The sequence below is a fragment of the Enterobacter sp. DC4 genome (assembly GCF_000568095.1).
GTDB lineage: Bacteria > Pseudomonadota > Gammaproteobacteria > Enterobacterales > Enterobacteriaceae > Enterobacter > Enterobacter pseudoroggenkampii.
On record NZ_AZUB01000003.1, the window covers coordinates 184674 to 201409 of the forward strand.

The following is a 16736-nucleotide window of genomic DNA, read 5'->3' on the forward strand; positions in this document are numbered from 1 at the left end:
GGCTCCTGATTATTTAGCGGTCTTACGGTATTGCTCGATAAGTTCGATGAAGTGATCGAACAGCGGCGCGGCGTCGTGTGGGCCCGGGCTGGCTTCCGGGTGGCCCTGGAAGCTGAACGCTGGCTTATCGGTACGGTGGATGCCCTGCAGGGTGCCATCGAACAGCGACTTGTGGGTCACGCGCAGGTTAGCCGGCATTGAGGCTTCATCGACGGCAAAGCCGTGGTTCTGCGCGGTGATCATCACCGTGTTGTTATCGATGTCTTTCACCGGGTGGTTACCACCGTGGTGGCCGAACTTCATCTTAACGGTGTTCGCACCGCTCGCCAGGGCCAGCAGCTGATGGCCGAGACAGATGCCGAATACCGGGATGTCGGTTTCCAGGAAGGACTTAATGGCGGCGATAGCGTAATCGCACGGCGCCGGGTCGCCAGGGCCGTTGGACAGGAAAATACCGTCCGGATTCATCTTCAGCACGTCTTCGGCAGACGTTTGTGCCGGCACCACCGTCAGGCGGCAGCCGCGGTCAACCAGCATGCGCAGGATGTTGCGCTTGGCGCCGAAATCGTAGGCCACCACGTGGAACGGCAGCTCGCTCTCTTTTTTCGCTTCCGGCAGGTCGCCTGAAAGCGTCCAGCTACCCTGAGTCCAGCTGTAGGCTTCAGCGGTAGTCACTTCTTTCGCCAGGTCCATGCCGTTCAGGCCCGGGAAGGCTTTCGCTTTTTCCAGCGCCAGCGTCGCATCGAGGTTATCACCCGCGATGATGCAGCCGTTCTGTGCACCTTTCTCGCGCAGCAGACGCGTTAACTTACGGGTATCGATATCGGCAATCGCCACGATGTTATGGCGCTTCAGGTAAGAAGAGAGGTCTTCGGTATTGCGGAAGTTGCTGGCAATCAGCGGCAGATCGCGGATGACCAGGCCTTGCGCATGTACCTGAGAAGATTCTTCGTCAGCAGCATTGGTGCCGACATTGCCGATATGAGGATAAGTAAGAGTAACGATTTGGCGAGAATAGGAAGGATCAGTGAGGATTTCTTGATAACCGGTCATTGAAGTATTGAAAACGACTTCCCCAACCGCCGAACCCGTTGCCCCTATGGCCCGACCGATAAACTGGGTTCCGTCTTCCAGAACCAATAGCGCTGACTTAATCAAAACACCCTCCAGAGAATATTCACTCACTTTATTTGCATATTAATGCATAACTATGTCATGAATCAATGCAAATGTGTTGCCAGCGGATTTTTGGCAAACGGCGGCATTCTGGGGATTTGGTGGGTAAAAGTCAACTCAAAACGGAGATTTTATTTAGTCTTTTACAGGCCTGGCGAGAGGAATGCGGCTTAAGCGACAAAAAGATCAGGTAAATCACTGCGGAAAACGCTTGCGCGCCTGGTTTAATAAAAAATCAGCGGATGGAGCATCACAAAGTGGACCAAATGGTCAAAATTTACATTTCAGCAACGTTAAAACGCAGCAATAGATAGATTTTTATAGGATTATAGCCTGATTTACATTGAAACAATCAAAAATAAAAGGGCAATAAAATATTGCCCTATGCAATCAAACAATTACGACTGCAATAACCACATCACGATGGGTAATAATGCTTACAAATTGTTGAGATCGAGCACATCTCGCATATCAAAAAGGCCATCTTTCTTATTTTTCAGCCACAAAGCGGAGCGTACTGCGCCGTTAGCAAATGTCATTCGGCTGGAGGCTTTATGCGTGATCTCCACACGTTCGCCAATATCGGCGAACATCGCGGTATGTTCGCCGACGATATCACCTGCACGAACGGTAGCAAAACCAATGGTGCCCGGGACACGCTCGCCGGTGTGGCCTTCGCGAGAATAGACCGCAATGTCTTTTAAATCTTTATCCATTGCATAAGCAATCGCTTCGCCCATCGCCAGCGCGGTGCCGGAGGGCGCGTCAACTTTATAACGATGGTGCGCTTCTACGATCTCAATATCGGTATAGTCGCCCATCACCTTCGCGGCCTTCTCCAGCAGCTTCAGCATGACGTTAACGCCCACGCTAAAGTTTGCGGCGAAGACAATCGCAATCTCTTTTGATGCATCCTGGATAGCCTGCTTACCCGCGTCGTCAAAACCGGTGGTGCCGATCACCATCCCCTTGCCGTGCTGACGGCAAAACGCCAGATGCGTGAGCGTCCCTTCCGGGCGGGTAAAATCGATGAAGACATCGAAGTCCTCTTTTACCGCCTCCAGGCTGCTTTGCACGGTAACGCCCGTGTGGCCTGCGCCCGCCAGCTCACCGGCATCGGTCCCCAGAAGTGAAGAACCTTCACGCTCCAGGGCCGCGCCAAGCGCGACGCCATCCATCTGAAGTGCCGCCTGAATAAGCTGACGGCCCATACGTCCACCCGCGCCCGCAATGGCGACACGGATCTGTGCATCATGCATAGTTATTCTCTTACGTTAAAATGATGTAAACCGTTTTCAGATTAACCAGCCTTGAGAAGCACTGCCAACTGAAAACACCGATAATTAGAATTTAACGTGAAACCGACTTAAATATCAGTAAAAGACATGATTTTGTCGTCACGATAAAGTAACGGTTAAAAAAAAGGCCAGCACAGGAGGTGCTGGCCTTTCATCAGAAAAGGGACTATTCGACTTCGCGGGCGTCGATGCGCAGTTCTTTCGGGACTTCGAAAACGATGTTCTCCTCACGTCCTTCCAGCGGCACCGCTTCGCCACCGCCCAGCTCCTGCAAACGGGAAATGACGTTCTGAACCAGAATATCTGGCGCAGACGCCCCGGCCGTCACGCCGACACAGGCCGCATGCTTAACCCACGCTTCCTGAATATCCGACGCGTCATCAATCAGGAACGCTGCCTTCCCCATGCGCTGCGCCAGTTCGGCCAGGCGATTGGAGTTAGACGAGTTTTTGGAGCCGACCACCAGCACCACATCCGCCTGTTCAGCCAGTGCACGCACCGCTTCCTGACGGTTAGTGGTCGCATAGCAGATATCATCTTTACGCGGACCGACGATTTTCGGGAAGCGCTGACGCAGGGCGTCAATCACGTCTGAGGTATCGTCTACGGAGAGCGTCGTCTGGGTCATAAACGACAGACGGGCTTCATTTTTCACGTTCAGCGTCAGGACATCTTCCGGCGACTCGACCAGATACATCCCCCCTTCCGGGTTGCTGTACTGGCCCATGGTGCCTTCAACTTCCGGATGACCGGCATGGCCAATCAGAATCGACTCTTCACCACGACGGCTGGCGCGCGCCACTTCCATATGCACCTTGGTCACCAGTGGACAGGTGGCATCGAATACGGTCAGATCGCGGCTTTTCGCTTCGTTACGTACCGCCTGGGAGACGCCATGCGCGGAGAAGATCAGGATCGCACCGTCCGGCACTTCACTGATCTGCTCGATAAAGATGGCGCCGCGCTCGCGCAGGCTGTCAACCACGTAGCGGTTATGCACCACTTCGTGACGTACATAAATCGGCGCGCCGTAAATCTCCAGCGCGTTTTCAACAATGCTGATAGCGCGGTCTACACCGGCGCAGAAGCCGCGCGGGTTAGCCAACAGGATCTGCATTTCAGGCCTCCAGTGCAGGATCGATTTCCAGCACTTCAACATCAAAATGAACGGTACGCCCGGCAAGCGGATGGTTGAAATCAACGGTAATCGAATCGCCGTTGATTTCGCGGATCACGCCAGGCATTTCGCTGCCGTCCATAGCGGTAAAGAGCATAATCGCCCCGATTTCCGGTTCACCCGCGTCCATGAACTCACGGCGCGAGAAATACTGGATCAGATCGGGACTTGGCACGCCAAACGCGGCATCCGGCTCCAGCGAAAAGGCTTTTTTCTCACCCTCTTTCAGACCGAGAAGCTGCTGCTCAAGACCTTCAGACAGGGAAGTATCGCCAAGACGAAACAGGGCCGGTTTGCCGTTATTGCGGGTGGATTCGGCCGTGGAGCCGTCATCCAGCTTCAGCGTGAAGTGGACGAGAACCGCGCTGTTGCTCTGTACGGATTTAGACATGCAAATTGCTCGCTTGTTTTGTCCGGTGGCGCTGCGCTTGCCGGGCCTACATTAACCGTAGGCCGGGTAAGCGCAGCGCCACCCGGCTGGTTTTTACGCCTGCTCTTTCGCGGCGGGTTTCGGCAAGAAGCCTTCCAGCACGATTAACGCTGCACCGATGCAAATAGCGCTATCGGCGAGGTTAAAGGTCGCGAAGTGCCAGTCGCCGACGTAGAAGTCGATCATATCGACCACAAAGCCGTGCCACAGGCGGTCAAACAGGTTGCCCAGCGCGCCGCCAATGATCAGCGCGTAGGCGATGTTATTCAGCTTTTGCGTCGCCTTCGAGCGGTACATCAGCACAGCCAGGATCACGCAGATACCGAGAGCGATACCCGCGAAGAACCAGCGCTGCCAGCCACCGCTGTCGGCAAGGAAACTGAACGCTGCGCCGTAGTTACGTGCGTAGTGCAGGTTAAGTGACGGGAACAGCGGGACCGTCTCCCCCAGAGCAAAATTCTGGAGGATCAGGAACTTGCTGCCCAGATCGATAATCAGCACCACCACAACCAGCCACAGCCAGCGCAGTCCTGTTGAACAGAGAGTTTTACTCATCAGGCAAACTTACGTTTTTCGCCGTCACCGGCGACGTTGCTTACACAGCGTCCGCAGATGTCTGCGTGTTCCGCCACCTGACCGACATCGGTGGTGTAATGCCAGCAGCGCGGGCATTTCTCACCGTCGGCTTTGCTCAGCGCGACTTTCAGTCCTTTGAGCAGTTCGCTCTGCTGAGCATCAGCAGAAGCCTCGGCATAATCCGCAACTTTCGCACCGGAGGTCAACAGGACAAATCGTAATTCATCGCCCAGCGCCGTCAGCTTCGCCGCCAGCTCCGGTTCAGCGTACAGCGTGACTGCTGCTTCCAGAGAGCCGCCGACTTTCTTGTCTGCACGCGCCTGCTCGATAACCTTGTTCACTTCGCCACGCACTTTCAGCAGCTCGTCCCAGAAGGCATCGTTCATCGCTTCGGTGCTGGAGAGGTCGAACAGACCTTCGTACCACTCGCCGGTGAAGACATACTTCTCACGATCGCCCGGCAGGTAACCCCAGATTTCATCCGCGGTGAAGGACATGATCGGCGCCATCCAGCGTACCAGCGCTTCTGCGATATGGAACAGCGCGGTCTGGCAGCTACGACGCGCCACGCTATCCGCTTTCGCGGTGTACTGGCGGTCTTTGATGATGTCGAGGTAGAACGAACCCATCTCAATGGAGCAGAAGCGCATCAGGCGCTGCACCACTTCGTGGAAGTCATAAGACTCATAGGCCTTCAGGATATCTTCCTGCGCCGCTTTCGCGCAGCCTACCGCCCAGCGGTCCAGCACGACCATCTCTTCCGGTTTCACCATGTCTTTTGCCGGATCGAACCCGTTCAGGTTCGCCAGCAGGAAGCGCGCGGTGTTACGGATACGACGATAGCTGTCGGCAGCACGTTTCAGGATCTCGTCAGATACCGCCATTTCGCCGGTGTAGTCGGTCGACGCCACCCACAGACGCAGAATGTCTGCGCCCAGCTTGTTCATCACATCCTGCGGAGAAACGGTGTTACCGATAGATTTGGACATCTTACGGCCCTGACCATCCACGGTGAAGCCGTGAGTCAGTACCTGACGGTAAGGCGCTTTACCCTTCATGGCGGTGGAGATCATCAGGGATGACATGAACCAGCCGCGGTGTTGGTCAGAGCCTTCCAGATACATATCGGCAGCGTGGCCGGCAAACTCCGGACGCACGTCAACCACGGAGGAGTGGGTCGATCCGGAGTCAAACCACACGTCCAGGGTATCCGGCACTTTCTCGTAGCTGTCAGCGTCAGCGCCCAGGATGTCGCGGGCGTCGAGATCCCACCACGCCTGAATGCCGTCAACTTCGACGCGCTTCGCCACTTCTTCCATCAGTTCCAGGGTGTTCGGGTGCAGCTCCTGCGTCTCTTTATGTACGAACAGAGACATCGGTACGCCCCAGGTACGCTGACGGGAGATACACCAGTCAGGACGGTTAGCCACCATGGATTCGATACGCGCCTGGCCCCAGTCAGGGATCCACTGCACGCCTTTGATCTCTTTCAGAGACTGCTCGCGCAGGCCTTTCTGATCCATGCTGACGAACCACTGCGGGGTCGCACGGAAGATGATCGGGGTCTTGTGACGCCAGCAGCACGGATAGCTGTGCTGCATTTTTTCAACGTGCAGCAGCGCGCCGCTGGTGCGCAGCATGTCGACGATGATGTCGTTCGCTTTGAAGACGTTGATACCGTCCAGAGCCGGGTAGGTGCCTGGCAGGTAAGAACCATCCGGGCCCACCGGGTTAGCGATTTCCAGACCGTACTTCAGGCTGATGTTGTAGTCGTCAGGACCGTGGCCACCGGCGGTATGCACCGCACCGGTACCCGCTTCCAGCGTCACGTGGTCGCCCAGAATCGCCGGAACGTCGAAGTCCAGGAACGGGTGCTTGAAGCGCATCAGCTCCAGCGCGTCACCTTTCACGGTGCCCAGCACGGTGTAGTCGGTGATATGCGCACGCTTCAGCACGCTTTCAACCAGATCTTTCGCCAGGATAACCGCCTGACCTTCAACCTGAACCAGCGCGTATTCGAACTCACCGGACAGGGAGATCGCACGGTTCGCAGGCAGGGTCCACGGAGTGGTGGTCCAGATAACCAGCGAGATTGGGCCGTTTACCGAGGAGACGCCAAATTTGGCTTTCACCGCATCCTGATCGACGGCCTGGAAGGCCACGTCGATAGATGGAGAGGTTTTGTCGTAATACTCCACTTCCGCTTCTGCCAGCGCAGAGCGGCAGTCCACGCACCAGTGCACCGGCTTAGCGCCTTTGTGCAGGTGGCCGTTACCGATGATTTTCCCCAGCGCACGAATGATGTTGGCTTCAGTTTTGAAGTCCATGGTCAGGTACGGGTGCGACCAGTCGCCCAGCACGCCCAGACGGATGAAGTCAGCGCGCTGACCGTCAACCTGCGTAGCGGCGTATTCGCGGCACTTCGCACGGAACTCGGCGGCGGTGAACTTCTCACCCGGCTTGCCAAACTCCTGCTCCACTTTCAGCTCGATTGGCAGACCGTGGCAGTCCCAGCCCGGAACGTAAGGCGAGTCATATCCCGCGAGGCCTTTGGACTTCACGATAATGTCTTTCAGAATCTTGTTAACCGAGTGACCAATATGAATGCTGCCATTCGCATATGGAGGGCCATCATGCAGAATGAAGGATTTTTTGCCTTTTTTGGCTGCACGAATGATGCCGTACAGGTCATCATCGGTCCAACGCGCCAGCATTCCCGGTTCGCGCTTGGCGAGATCGCCGCGCATCGGGAACCCTGTTTCCGGCAAATTCAGGGTTGATTTATAGTCACTCATCAGATTCTCGGTTCCGTATTTATCACGTAGGCAGTTAAGCCGGGTTCAAAGCCCAAAAAACTCGCGGGCCGTCAATTCATCTCGCGCAATTTGCGCTTTGAGTTCATCCAGCGAACCAAATCGCTGCTCGTTGCGTATTTTTTTACGCAGTATCACATCTATATGGCGACCATACAGGTCCATTACAACGTCCAGCAGGTGCACTTCCAACTGTTGACGCACACCGGCGACGGTCGGACGCGTGCCAATATTGGCGACGCCGTAAAACGGCTTATCGCCCAGTCCTGCCACTTCCACCGCATACACCCCTTTAACCGGGGAAACCTGACGACGCAGCGGTATATTCGCCGTCGGGAAGCCTATCGTGCGGCCGAGCGCATCGCCATGGACCACGCGGCCAGAGATAGTGAACGGATGCCCCAGTAGGGTTTCCGCCGTCTCCAGCTCGTCATCGGCCAGTGCCCGGCGTACCGCCGTGCTGCTGACGCGCACGCCGCCCTCACAGAAGGTCATCGCGCTGGTGACGTCAAACCCGTACTCCAGACCAGCCTTCTGTAATAGCAAGAAATCGCCCTGACGACCAGCGCCAAAGCGGAAATCATCGCCCACGGCGAGAAACTGTACGCCAAGACGCTTAACCAGCAGGTCGCTGACAAAATTTTGTGCTGTCAGCGCGGCAAAGCGGCGATCGAAACGTACACACAATACGTAGTCCACACCGGACTCTGCCAGGTAGCGCAACTTCTCGCGCAGGCGAGTGAGACGGGCGGGAGATTTATCACCCGCGAACAGCTCCAACGGCTGCGGTTCGAAAATCATCACCACAACGGGCAGGCCACGGGCCTCCCCTTCTTTACGCAATCCCTGCAACAGCGCCTGATGACCACGATGCACGCCGTCGAAATTACCAATGGTCAGCACGCACCCGTGTGGCGCGCTACTGAGATTATGTATGCCGCGTATCAGCTTCATGTCTGGCTCAAAACAGTGAAAATCGCCAAAGTATACCTTGTACAACGGTTAAGGTTAACCGGCGATTGTTCGTGCAAAACAGAAAGCCGTAATGATTTCATCAGGCTGACCTTTCGCAGCGAAAAAATCTGCTCGTGAACTGCGATTTTTATGCCGAAAGGCTGTATTCAGGGAAGACAAGCTGGTAGAATCCTGCGCCATCACTACGTAACGTAGCGTCGCTAATTAACGGCGCTTATTTGCACAAATCCATTGACAAAAGAAGGCAAAGAGGGCATATTCCTCGGCCTTTGAATTGTCCACATAGATCATATTTGGGAGTTGGACTTGGCTAATATCAAATCAGCTAAGAAACGTGCCGTTCAGTCTGAAAAGGCTCGTAAGCACAATGCAAGCCGTCGCTCTATGATGCGTACTTTCATCAAGAAAGTATACGCAGCAATCGAAGCAGGCGACAAAGCTGCAGCGCAGAACGCATTTAACGAAATGCAACCAATCGTGGATCGTCAGGCTGCTAAAGGTCTGATCCACAAAAACAAAGCAGCGCGTCATAAAGCAAACCTGACTGCGCAGATCAACAAACTGGCTTAATCGCTACTTGTTGTTGCTTGTTTAAAGAACCCGCTTAACGCGGGTTTTTTTATGTCTTCAGATTGCCGGTGGCGTAAACAGCGCTGAATAGTCGCGGTTACAGATTCGCTGTACCGCCGGGTGCTGAATCATTCTTTCGGCAAATATGGCGTGATACTCCTCCATCACGTTATCCACTCTGCCTATCTCCGTAATCTTATCGTCCGAATAGAGATCGTGCGCGTACAGCGTCGGCGCAACGAAGATCGCGTTATGCGCTTCGCCAAAGGCTTTCATCAGCGCCGCATCGTCGAACTCACCGAGTATCTCCACGTTCAGCCCCTGCGAGTTAAACCAGTTCAGCAGCTTGCGTCCGAGCATGGAGCGTCTTCCCGGCACCAGCAGGCGACGCTCTTCCAGGCACGCGGGGAACGGTTTTTCCGGCGGCGGGTTAATACACCAGAAGCTGACGCCGCATTCGCCAATCTTCACCGAGAACAGCCCTTCCTGCTGGGTGGAGTCAATCGGGCAGTCCGAGATAATCATGTCCAGCTTATGCTGGCTGAGCTGTTCCAGCAGCATCTCATGGGTGGATTCAAAGCAGCGCAGATGGATTTGCTCATCTTCCACCACCGCCGCATCCAGCACGCCGCTCACCAGCCGCTTGGACAGCGCATCCGCCACGCCAACATCAAAGAGCAGGTTCGACTCTTTGCGGTAGTTGACGATATCCAGCATCTCCTGGCTCAGGGTGAACATTTTGTCCGCGTAGCGGAAAACCAGTTCACCCAGTTCGCTGGGTTCAATCCCACGCCCCTTACGCTTGAACAGCTTACCCTGCAGGCGCTCTTCCAGGGCCTTGATTTGCCCGGTGATGGTTTGCGGCGTCAGGTAGAGCGCCTCTGCCGCCCCCACCACCGAGCCCTGTTTATAGACGTGCCAGAAGTAGTACAGATGGTTGTAATTTAAATGAGACATCGCGTCTTCTCTCCCTGAGTGTGTATCGGGAAAAGGATCGCCTCCTCCCGGTGTTCCGTTATGCCTGGACGGCCTGTCCGGACAATTTTACCTTCAGCAAGGTATAACCGATTACCGCAGCCAGTAATGACCCGATGAGAATGCCGAGTTTTGCCCAGACGATAAGCTCAGGCGCATGCGTCCCAAACGCCAGCGTCGAGATAAAGATCGACATCGTAAACCCTATACCACACAGCACGCCGACGGCCATAATCTGCTTAAAGGTGGTGCCGTGCGGCAAAGACGCCAGCTTCAGCTTCGTCGCCAGCCAGCAGAAGAGGCTAATACCCAGCGGCTTGCCGATAAACAGCCCGGCAATAATGCCCAGCGGTAGCACGGACGTTAGCCCGTCCAGCGTCACGCCACCCAGCGACACACCGGCGTTGGCAAACGCAAACAGCGGCAGGATCATAAAGGCGACCCACGGGTGCAGCACATGCTCCAGCTGTTTGGCAGGCGACTTGCCGTCCTGCGGCTTCAGCGGTACGAAGAAGCCGACGATCACGCCCGCCAGCGTGGCGTGCACGCCTGATTTCAGCACCGCCGTCCACAGCACCATCCCCACCAGGATATAGATACCGATACGGCGAACATTGAAGATGTTCAGCAGCGCCAGCACCGCAATCGCCCCGGCGGCCACGCTCAGGGACAGGATCGACAGATCGCTGGTGTAGAAGAGTGCGATAATCACAATGGCACCCAGGTCATCGATGATCGCCAGCGCCATCAGGAAGATTTTCAGGGCTACCGGCACGCGGCTTCCCAGTAAGGCCAGCACCCCGAGGGCAAAGGCGATATCCGTCGCAGCCGGGATCGCCCAGCCGTGACGTGCAATCGGATCCTGCCAGGTGAACGCCAGGAAGAGCAGAGCCGGCACCACCATCCCGCCGAGCGCGGCAATCACCGGGAACGCCGCGCGCTGGCGGCTGGCAAGCGAGCCCAGTACCAGCTCACGCTTAACCTCAAGCCCGACGAGCAGGAAGAACACCGCCATCAGCGCATCGTTGATCCACAGCAGCATGTTCTTGTTAATTTCCAGCGCCCCGACCTTCAGCTCAACGGGCGTTTCCAGAAATGCATGGTAGAGTTCCTGCGTGATGCCAAGGTTAGCCAGCACCATCGCGGCCACAGCGGCAATAATCAGGATCACGCCGCCGGACGCCTCACTGCTAAAAAAACGGTGTAGTAATTTCACTTTAATTCTCTCTGTTACAACAATACCTCGATAAAACCATAATACCAAGCCAAATAGCTCGGCAAAAACAGATTAATATTGAGTATAGATTCAGTTTTACCGAGCAATACCCGTAAATAGAAAAAGCCCGGAATCGCTTCCGGGCTTTTGCGGATGAAAATCTGAGAACAGATTAACGGGTCAAATCATCGAAGAATTTTTTGACGCCATCGAAGAAGCTTTTGGAACGCGGGCTGTTTTTCTCACCCGTCGGGCCACCAAAGCTCTCCTGCAGCTCTTTCAGCAGCTGTTTCTGCTTGTCGTTCAGGCCAACCGGCGTTTCTACGACGACGCGGCACAGCAGGTCGCCCTGCGCACCACCGCGAACGGACTTAACGCCTTTCCCGCGCATGCGGAACAGCTTACCGGTCTGGGTTTCGCCTGGCACTTTCAGGTTCACGCGACCATCCAGCGTCGGCACTTCGATTTCACCGCCCAGTGCCGCCATCGCGAAGTTGATCGGCACTTCGCAGTACAGGTTATTACCTTCACGCTCGAAGATGGCGTGCTGCTTCACCTGCACCTGAACGTACAGATCGCCTGCCGGTGCACCGTGTTCACCTGCTTCACCTTCACCCGCCAGACGAATGCGGTCGCCCGTATCGACGCCGGCCGGGATTTTAACGGAGAGGGTCTTGGTTTTCTCAACGCGACCGTGGCCGTGGCATTTGGTGCACGGATCTTTAATCAGCGTACCGCGACCGTGACAGTGCGGACAGGCCTGCTGTACCGCGAAGAAGCCCTGACGCATCTGTACCTGACCAGAGCCGTGACAGGTTGGACAGGTCTGAGGCTGTGTACCTGCTTTCGCGCCGCTGCCGTGGCAAACGTCACACTCTTCCAGCGTCGGAATACGGATCTCTTTGGTGACACCGCGGACGGCCTCTTCCAGCGTCAGCTCCATGTTGTAGCGCAGGTCCGCGCCGCGCGCCGCGCGCTGACGACCACGGCCACCGCCGAAGATGTCGCCAAACACATCGCCAAAGATATCGCTGAAGTCAGCGCCGCCGCCAAAGCCGCCGCCACCGAATCCACCGCCGCCCATGCCGCCCTGTTCAAAGGCTGCATGACCGTACTGGTCATAGGCCGCACGTTTTTGTGCATCGGTCAGGACTTCGTAGGCTTCTTTGATCTCTTTAAATTTGGCTTCAGCCTCTTTATCACCCTGGTTACGGTCCGGGTGGAATTTCATGGCCAGGCGCTTATACGCCTTTTTGATTTCACGCTCTTCCGCAGTTTTCGGAACGCCTAAAATCTCGTAATAGTCTTGCTTTGCCATTGGTTTTTTTAAGCCCCTTAACATGCGAGCACGGGCGTGGAGAGTTCTCCTACGCCCGTGCCGATTAATTACCCTGCATCAGGGCGATTATTTTTTATCTTTAACTTCTTCGAACTCAGCGTCGACAACGTCGTCGTCTTTCGCGTTGTTCGCCGAAGCGTCAGCGCCCGCCTGCTGTTGAGCGTGCTGCTGCTGAGCGATTTCCATCAGCTTCTGAGAAGCCTGCGCCAGTTCCTGCATCTTCGCTTCGATGTCCGCTTTGTCTTCACCTTTCAGTGAGGATTCCAGCGCACTCAGTGCAGCTTCGATAGCAGTCTTGTCTTCCGCTGGCAGTTTATCGCCTGCTTCTTCAACCTGCTTACGGGTGCTGTGCAGCAGATGGTCACCCTGGTTACGGGTCTGAACCAGCTCTTCGAACTTACGGTCGGATTCCGCGTTAGCTTCGGCATCGCGAACCATTTTTTCGATTTCCGCTTCGTTCAGGCCAGAAGATGCCTTGATGGTGATCTTCTGCTCTTTACCGCTGTTTTTGTCTTTCGCAGACACGTGCAGGATACCGTCAGCATCGATATCGAAGGTCACTTCGATCTGCGGCATGCCGCGCGGTGCCGGGTTAATACCGTCCAGGTTGAACTGACCCAGAGATTTGTTATCCGCCGCACGCTTACGCTCACCCTGAATCACATGGATGGTTACCGCAGACTGGTTGTCTTCAGCGGTAGAGAACACCTGGCTGTGTTTCGTCGGGATGGTGGTGTTTTTGTTGATGAGCGCAGTCATCACACCGCCCATGGTTTCGATACCCAGAGACAGCGGGGTAACGTCCAGCAGCAGTACGTCTTTAACTTCACCGGTCAGTACGCCACCCTGAACCGCAGCACCGATTGCAACTGCTTCGTCCGGGTTAACGTCTTTACGTGGCTCTTTACCAAAGAACTCAGCCACTTTCTTCTGAACCATTGGCATACGGGTCTGACCACCGACCAGGATAACGTCCTGGATATCGGATACGGACAGGCCAGCATCCTGCAGAGCAACTTTCAGCGGCTCGATAGAACGGTTCACCAGGTCTTCTACCAGGCTTTCCAGTTTCGCACGGGTCACTTTGATGTTCATGTGTTTAGGACCGGTCGCGTCTGCAGTGATGTACGGCAGGTTCACGTCGGTCTGCTGAGCGGAAGACAGCTCGATCTTCGCTTTCTCAGCGGCTTCTTTCAGGCGCTGCATCGCCAGCGGGTCGTTACGCAGGTCAATGCCCTGATCTTTCTTAAACTCGTCAACGAGGTAGTTGATCAGACGGGTATCGAAGTCTTCACCACCCAGGTGGGTATCACCGTTGGTTGCCAGAACTTCGAAGGTTTTTTCGCCGTCAACTTCGTCGATTTCGATAATAGAGATATCGAAGGTACCACCACCCAGGTCGTAAACCGCGATAGTACGGTTGCCAACTTCTTTATCCAGACCGTAAGCCAGTGCAGCCGCGGTTGGTTCGTTGATGATACGTTTTACTTCCAGACCTGCGATACGGCCAGCATCTTTGGTTGCCTGACGCTGAGCATCGTTGAAGTAGGCAGGTACGGTAATAACAGCTTCAGTTACCGGCTCACCCAGGTAATCTTCAGCGGTTTTCTTCATTTTCTTCAGCACTTCAGCAGAAATCTGCGGTGGTGCAGTTTTAGCGCCTTTCACATCAAGCCATGCATCGCCGTTATCTGCCGCGATGATTTTGTAAGGCATGATGGAAACGTCACGCTGAACTTCTTCGTCCTGGAAGCGGCGACCGATCAGGCGTTTAATCGCAAACAGGGTGTTTTGCGGGTTTGTCACTGCCTGACGTTTAGCCGGCTGACCAACCAGAGTTTCACCATCCTGGGTATAAGCAATGATAGAAGGCGTGGTGCGATCGCCCTCGGCGTTCTCCAGCACGCGTGCAGTAGTGCCATCCATAATCGCTACACAAGAGTTGGTAGTACCCAGGTCGATACCAATAATTTTACCCATCTAAACGTCTCCACTAAAAATTCAGTCAACATGTGGTTGTGTACCTGTAATAAGGGCAGAACGTGCTTTTTCAACTGCCCAGATTTGATTTTTTTCAGGTCCACACACTGCGGTTGACTACAAGATGGGGTCGCGACGGCATCCATCAAGGGGGAATGATAAAAAAAATTTTAATTTCACCCTGATGAGATCATAGACGCCATCGATTGCGCCCATTATGATGCCGCGCCCAGTCAGGGAGAACTGACGCGGGTTTAACCATTTCACCATATTAATGATGATTTTTTTGAGGACTTATGGGCAACACTAAGTTGGCTAATCCGGCTCCGCTGGGCCTGATGGGTTTTGGCATGACCACTATCCTGCTGAACCTGCACAATATCGGGATGTTCCCGATGGATGGCATCATCCTGGCGATGGGCATTTTTTACGGCGGTATCGCGCAAATCTTCGCGGGCCTGCTGGAATATAAGAAAGGCAATACCTTCGGCTTAACCGCATTCACCTCTTACGGTTCTTTCTGGCTGACTCTGGTTGCCATTCTGCTGCTGCCTAAAATGGGCATGGCAGACGCGGCAAACGCCCACTTCCTGGGCGTTTACCTGGGCCTGTGGGGCATCTTCACCCTGTTCATGTTCTTCGGTACCCTGAAAGGTAACCGCATGCTGCAGTTCGTTTTCCTGAGCCTGACCGTGCTGTTCGCCCTGCTGGCGATTGGTCATCTGGTGGATAACGAAGGCATCGTTCATGTTGCAGGCTGGATTGGTCTGGTTTGCGGCGCAAGCGCTATCTACCTGGCAATGGGTGAAGTGCTGAACGAGCAGTTTGACCGCACCGTTTTACCGATTGGTGAAAAACACTGATCCCTCTGTCGTGCCCGCCTCGCGGGCACGACATTCCCCCGCCTGACGAAGCCAAAATCCTAATACCAGCCCCATCACCGACAGCGCCAGCACGTACCAGGCCGGAGCCAGGGGAGACACGCCCATCAGCACGGTGACCGCAATCGGCGTCAGCCCGCCGAAAATGGCATACGACACGTTGTAAGAGAACGAGATCCCGGTGAAACGAACTTCCGGTGGGAAAGCTCGCACCATGACGTAAGGCACAGCCCCCACTACGCCCACGCACAGCCCTACCACGCCGTACAGCAGGAACAGCTGTTCAGGATGGCTGCCCGCAAGATGGTAAAACGCCCAGCTTGATGCGGCCAGTAGCAGGCTACCGATGATAAAGGTAACGCTGGCACCAAAACGATCCGCCGCCAGCCCGGCGGCCAGACAGCCAAAGCAGAGCATGATTGTCGCGATACTGTTCGCCTGTAGCGTCACAGCAGGGGCGAAACCGTACTGCTTTTGCAGCCAGACCGGGGACATCAATATCACCACCACAATGCCCGCCGAGAGCAGCCAGGTCAGCAGCATCGATACCACCACCGCTTTTTTATGGCGTACCACAACCGCCTTCACCGGCAGCTCCTGCGCCAGCGCTTTGCGCTGCTGCATCTCGAGGAAAATCGGCGTCTCCTGCAGCCAGCGGCGCAGGTACATCGCGACCAGACCAAACGCTCCGCCCAGCAGGAACGGAATACGCCAGCCCCAGTCGTGCACGGCCTGCTGCGTCATGCTGGTATTCACAATTGTTGCGACCACCGAGCCGAGCAGGATCCCGACCGTCAGCCCCGCCGTTAAGGTTCCGCAGGCGATACCAATGCGGCGCGCCGGAACATGCTCCGCGACAAACACCCACGCGCCCGGCACTTCACCGCCAATCGCCGCCCCCTGCAGGACGCGCATCAGCAACAGCAGCAACGGCGCGAGAATGCCCATCGAGGCATAGGTAGGTAGCAAACCAATGGCCAGCGTCGGCACGGCCATCAGCAGGATGCTAAGGGTAAACATCTTCTTGCGCCCGACCAGATCGCCAAAGTGGGCCATGATAATGCCGCCCAGCGGACGCGCCAGATACCCGGCGGCAAAAATGCCGAAGGTTTGCACCTGACGCAGCCATTCCGGGATATCCGCCGGGAAGAAGAGTTCTCCCACCACGGCGGCGAAGAAGACGAAGATGATAAAGTCGTAAAACTCCAGCGCGCCGCCTAAGGCCGCGAGCGTGAGGGTTTTGTAGTCCTGTCGATTCAGAGGTCGGGTGTTATGTGACATAGCGAACCATTGTGCGTGTGTTGTGGATTTATTTTTACAGCATTCGTAA

Annotated in this window: 14 protein-coding genes and 1 pseudogene; 2 read left to right on the forward strand and 13 right to left on the reverse strand. The window is 55.4% G+C overall.

Annotated elements, in window-relative coordinates; all coding sequences use genetic code 11:
• Nucleotides 1-9: 9 nt before the first annotated feature.
• The 8 genes and pseudogenes from carA to P349_RS26800 all read right to left on the reverse strand — a co-directional run bounded on the left by carA (nucleotide 10) and on the right by P349_RS26800 (nucleotide 8650).
• Complete coding sequence (gene carA / locus P349_RS13980; protein WP_024907427.1) at nucleotides 10-1158, reverse strand: glutamine-hydrolyzing carbamoyl-phosphate synthase small subunit; 1149 nt, start codon at nucleotides 1156-1158, stop codon at nucleotides 10-12.
• A 455-nt stretch (nucleotides 1159-1613) separates the two neighbouring features.
• Nucleotides 1614-2435 (reverse strand): 4-hydroxy-tetrahydrodipicolinate reductase, encoded by an 822-nt coding sequence (gene dapB / locus P349_RS13975; RefSeq protein WP_032649858.1) that lies wholly within the window; start codon nucleotides 2433-2435, stop codon nucleotides 1614-1616.
• 205 nt (nucleotides 2436-2640) lie between these two features.
• Nucleotides 2641-3591, reverse strand: coding sequence for a 4-hydroxy-3-methylbut-2-enyl diphosphate reductase (ispH, locus tag P349_RS13970; RefSeq protein ID WP_024907425.1), 951 nt, complete (start codon nucleotides 3589-3591; stop codon nucleotides 2641-2643).
• Between the two features lies 1 nt (nucleotide 3592).
• On the reverse strand, nucleotides 3593-4042 hold the full coding sequence (gene fkpB / locus P349_RS13965; protein WP_003856450.1) for an FKBP-type peptidyl-prolyl cis-trans isomerase: 450 nt from the start codon (nucleotides 4040-4042) through the stop codon (nucleotides 3593-3595).
• A 93-nt stretch (nucleotides 4043-4135) separates the two neighbouring features.
• Nucleotides 4136-4636 (reverse strand): signal peptidase II, encoded by a 501-nt coding sequence (gene lspA / locus P349_RS13960; protein WP_008502034.1) that lies wholly within the window; start codon nucleotides 4634-4636, stop codon nucleotides 4136-4138.
• Nucleotides 4636-7452, reverse strand: coding sequence for an isoleucine--tRNA ligase (gene ileS / locus P349_RS13955; RefSeq protein ID WP_024907424.1), 2817 nt, complete (start codon nucleotides 7450-7452; stop codon nucleotides 4636-4638). Before ileS ends, lspA begins: the two co-directional genes overlap by 1 nt.
• Nucleotides 7453-7497: 45 nt before the next feature.
• Nucleotides 7498-8424, reverse strand: a complete 927-nt coding sequence (gene ribF / locus P349_RS13950; RefSeq protein ID WP_024907423.1) for a bifunctional riboflavin kinase/FAD synthetase — start codon at nucleotides 8422-8424, stop codon at nucleotides 7498-7500.
• Nucleotides 8425-8431: 7 nt separating this feature from the next.
• Nucleotides 8432-8650 (reverse strand): annotated as a pseudogene (locus tag P349_RS26800) (DUF2575 domain-containing protein).
• A 101-nt stretch (nucleotides 8651-8751) separates the two neighbouring features.
• Between P349_RS26800 and rpsT the strand changes: the two are divergent.
• Complete coding sequence (gene rpsT, locus P349_RS13945; RefSeq protein WP_003856458.1) at nucleotides 8752-9015, forward strand: 30S ribosomal protein S20; 264 nt, start codon at nucleotides 8752-8754, stop codon at nucleotides 9013-9015.
• Between the two features lie 57 nt (nucleotides 9016-9072).
• On the opposite strand, the gene nhaR is transcribed toward rpsT, so the two are convergent.
• The 4 genes from nhaR to dnaK all read right to left on the reverse strand — a co-directional run bounded on the left by nhaR (nucleotide 9073) and on the right by dnaK (nucleotide 14525).
• Complete coding sequence (gene nhaR / locus P349_RS13940) at nucleotides 9073-9972, reverse strand: transcriptional activator NhaR (protein WP_003856462.1); 900 nt, start codon at nucleotides 9970-9972, stop codon at nucleotides 9073-9075.
• 58 nt (nucleotides 9973-10030) lie between these two features.
• Nucleotides 10031-11206 carry a Na+/H+ antiporter NhaA gene (nhaA, locus tag P349_RS13935; RefSeq protein ID WP_032649860.1) on the reverse strand — a complete coding sequence of 392 codons (1176 nt, stop codon included), beginning with the start codon at nucleotides 11204-11206 and terminating at the stop codon, nucleotides 10031-10033.
• 172 nt (nucleotides 11207-11378) lie between these two features.
• Nucleotides 11379-12524 (reverse strand): molecular chaperone DnaJ, encoded by a 1146-nt coding sequence (dnaJ, locus tag P349_RS13930; RefSeq protein WP_023310347.1) that lies wholly within the window; start codon nucleotides 12522-12524, stop codon nucleotides 11379-11381.
• An 87-nt stretch (nucleotides 12525-12611) separates the two neighbouring features.
• Nucleotides 12612-14525: a molecular chaperone DnaK gene (dnaK, locus tag P349_RS13925; protein WP_024907421.1), complete on the reverse strand. Its 1914-nt coding sequence runs from the start codon at nucleotides 14523-14525 to the stop codon at nucleotides 12612-12614.
• A 296-nt stretch (nucleotides 14526-14821) separates the two neighbouring features.
• Here dnaK and satP point away from each other — a divergent pair, with 296 nt between their 5' ends.
• Entirely contained in the window at nucleotides 14822-15388 is a 567-nt protein-coding gene (satP, locus tag P349_RS13920) for an acetate uptake transporter (RefSeq protein WP_032649862.1), read from the forward strand.
• Here the strand turns inward: satP and P349_RS13915 are convergent.
• Nucleotides 15365-16687 carry an MFS transporter gene (locus tag P349_RS13915; protein WP_032649864.1) on the reverse strand — a complete coding sequence of 441 codons (1323 nt, stop codon included), beginning with the start codon at nucleotides 16685-16687 and terminating at the stop codon, nucleotides 15365-15367. The two genes, satP and P349_RS13915, sit on opposite strands and share 24 nt — an antisense overlap.
• Nucleotides 16688-16736: the final 49 nt, after the last annotated feature.

Coding starts and splice junctions, on each gene's coding strand:
- ribF (WP_024907423.1), bottom strand. CDS start 8,424: ATGAAGCTGATACGCGGCATACATAATCTCAGTAGCGCGCCACACGGG.
- dnaK (WP_024907421.1), bottom strand. CDS start 14,525: ATGGGTAAAATTATTGGTATCGACCTGGGTACTACCAACTCTTGTGTA.
- nhaR (WP_003856462.1), bottom strand. CDS start 9,972: ATGTCTCATTTAAATTACAACCATCTGTACTACTTCTGGCACGTCTAT.
- ileS (WP_024907424.1), bottom strand. CDS start 7,452: ATGAGTGACTATAAATCAACCCTGAATTTGCCGGAAACAGGGTTCCCG.
- ispH (WP_024907425.1), bottom strand. CDS start 3,591: ATGCAGATCCTGTTGGCTAACCCGCGCGGCTTCTGCGCCGGTGTAGAC.
- satP (WP_032649862.1), top strand. CDS start 14,822: ATGGGCAACACTAAGTTGGCTAATCCGGCTCCGCTGGGCCTGATGGGT.
- fkpB (WP_003856450.1), bottom strand. CDS start 4,042: ATGTCTAAATCCGTACAGAGCAACAGCGCGGTTCTCGTCCACTTCACG.
- dapB (WP_032649858.1), bottom strand. CDS start 2,435: ATGCATGATGCACAGATCCGTGTCGCCATTGCGGGCGCGGGTGGACGT.
- lspA (WP_008502034.1), bottom strand. CDS start 4,636: ATGAGTAAAACTCTCTGTTCAACAGGACTGCGCTGGCTGTGGCTGGTT.
- P349_RS13915 (WP_032649864.1), bottom strand. CDS start 16,687: ATGTCACATAACACCCGACCTCTGAATCGACAGGACTACAAAACCCTC.
- dnaJ (WP_023310347.1), bottom strand. CDS start 12,524: ATGGCAAAGCAAGACTATTACGAGATTTTAGGCGTTCCGAAAACTGCG.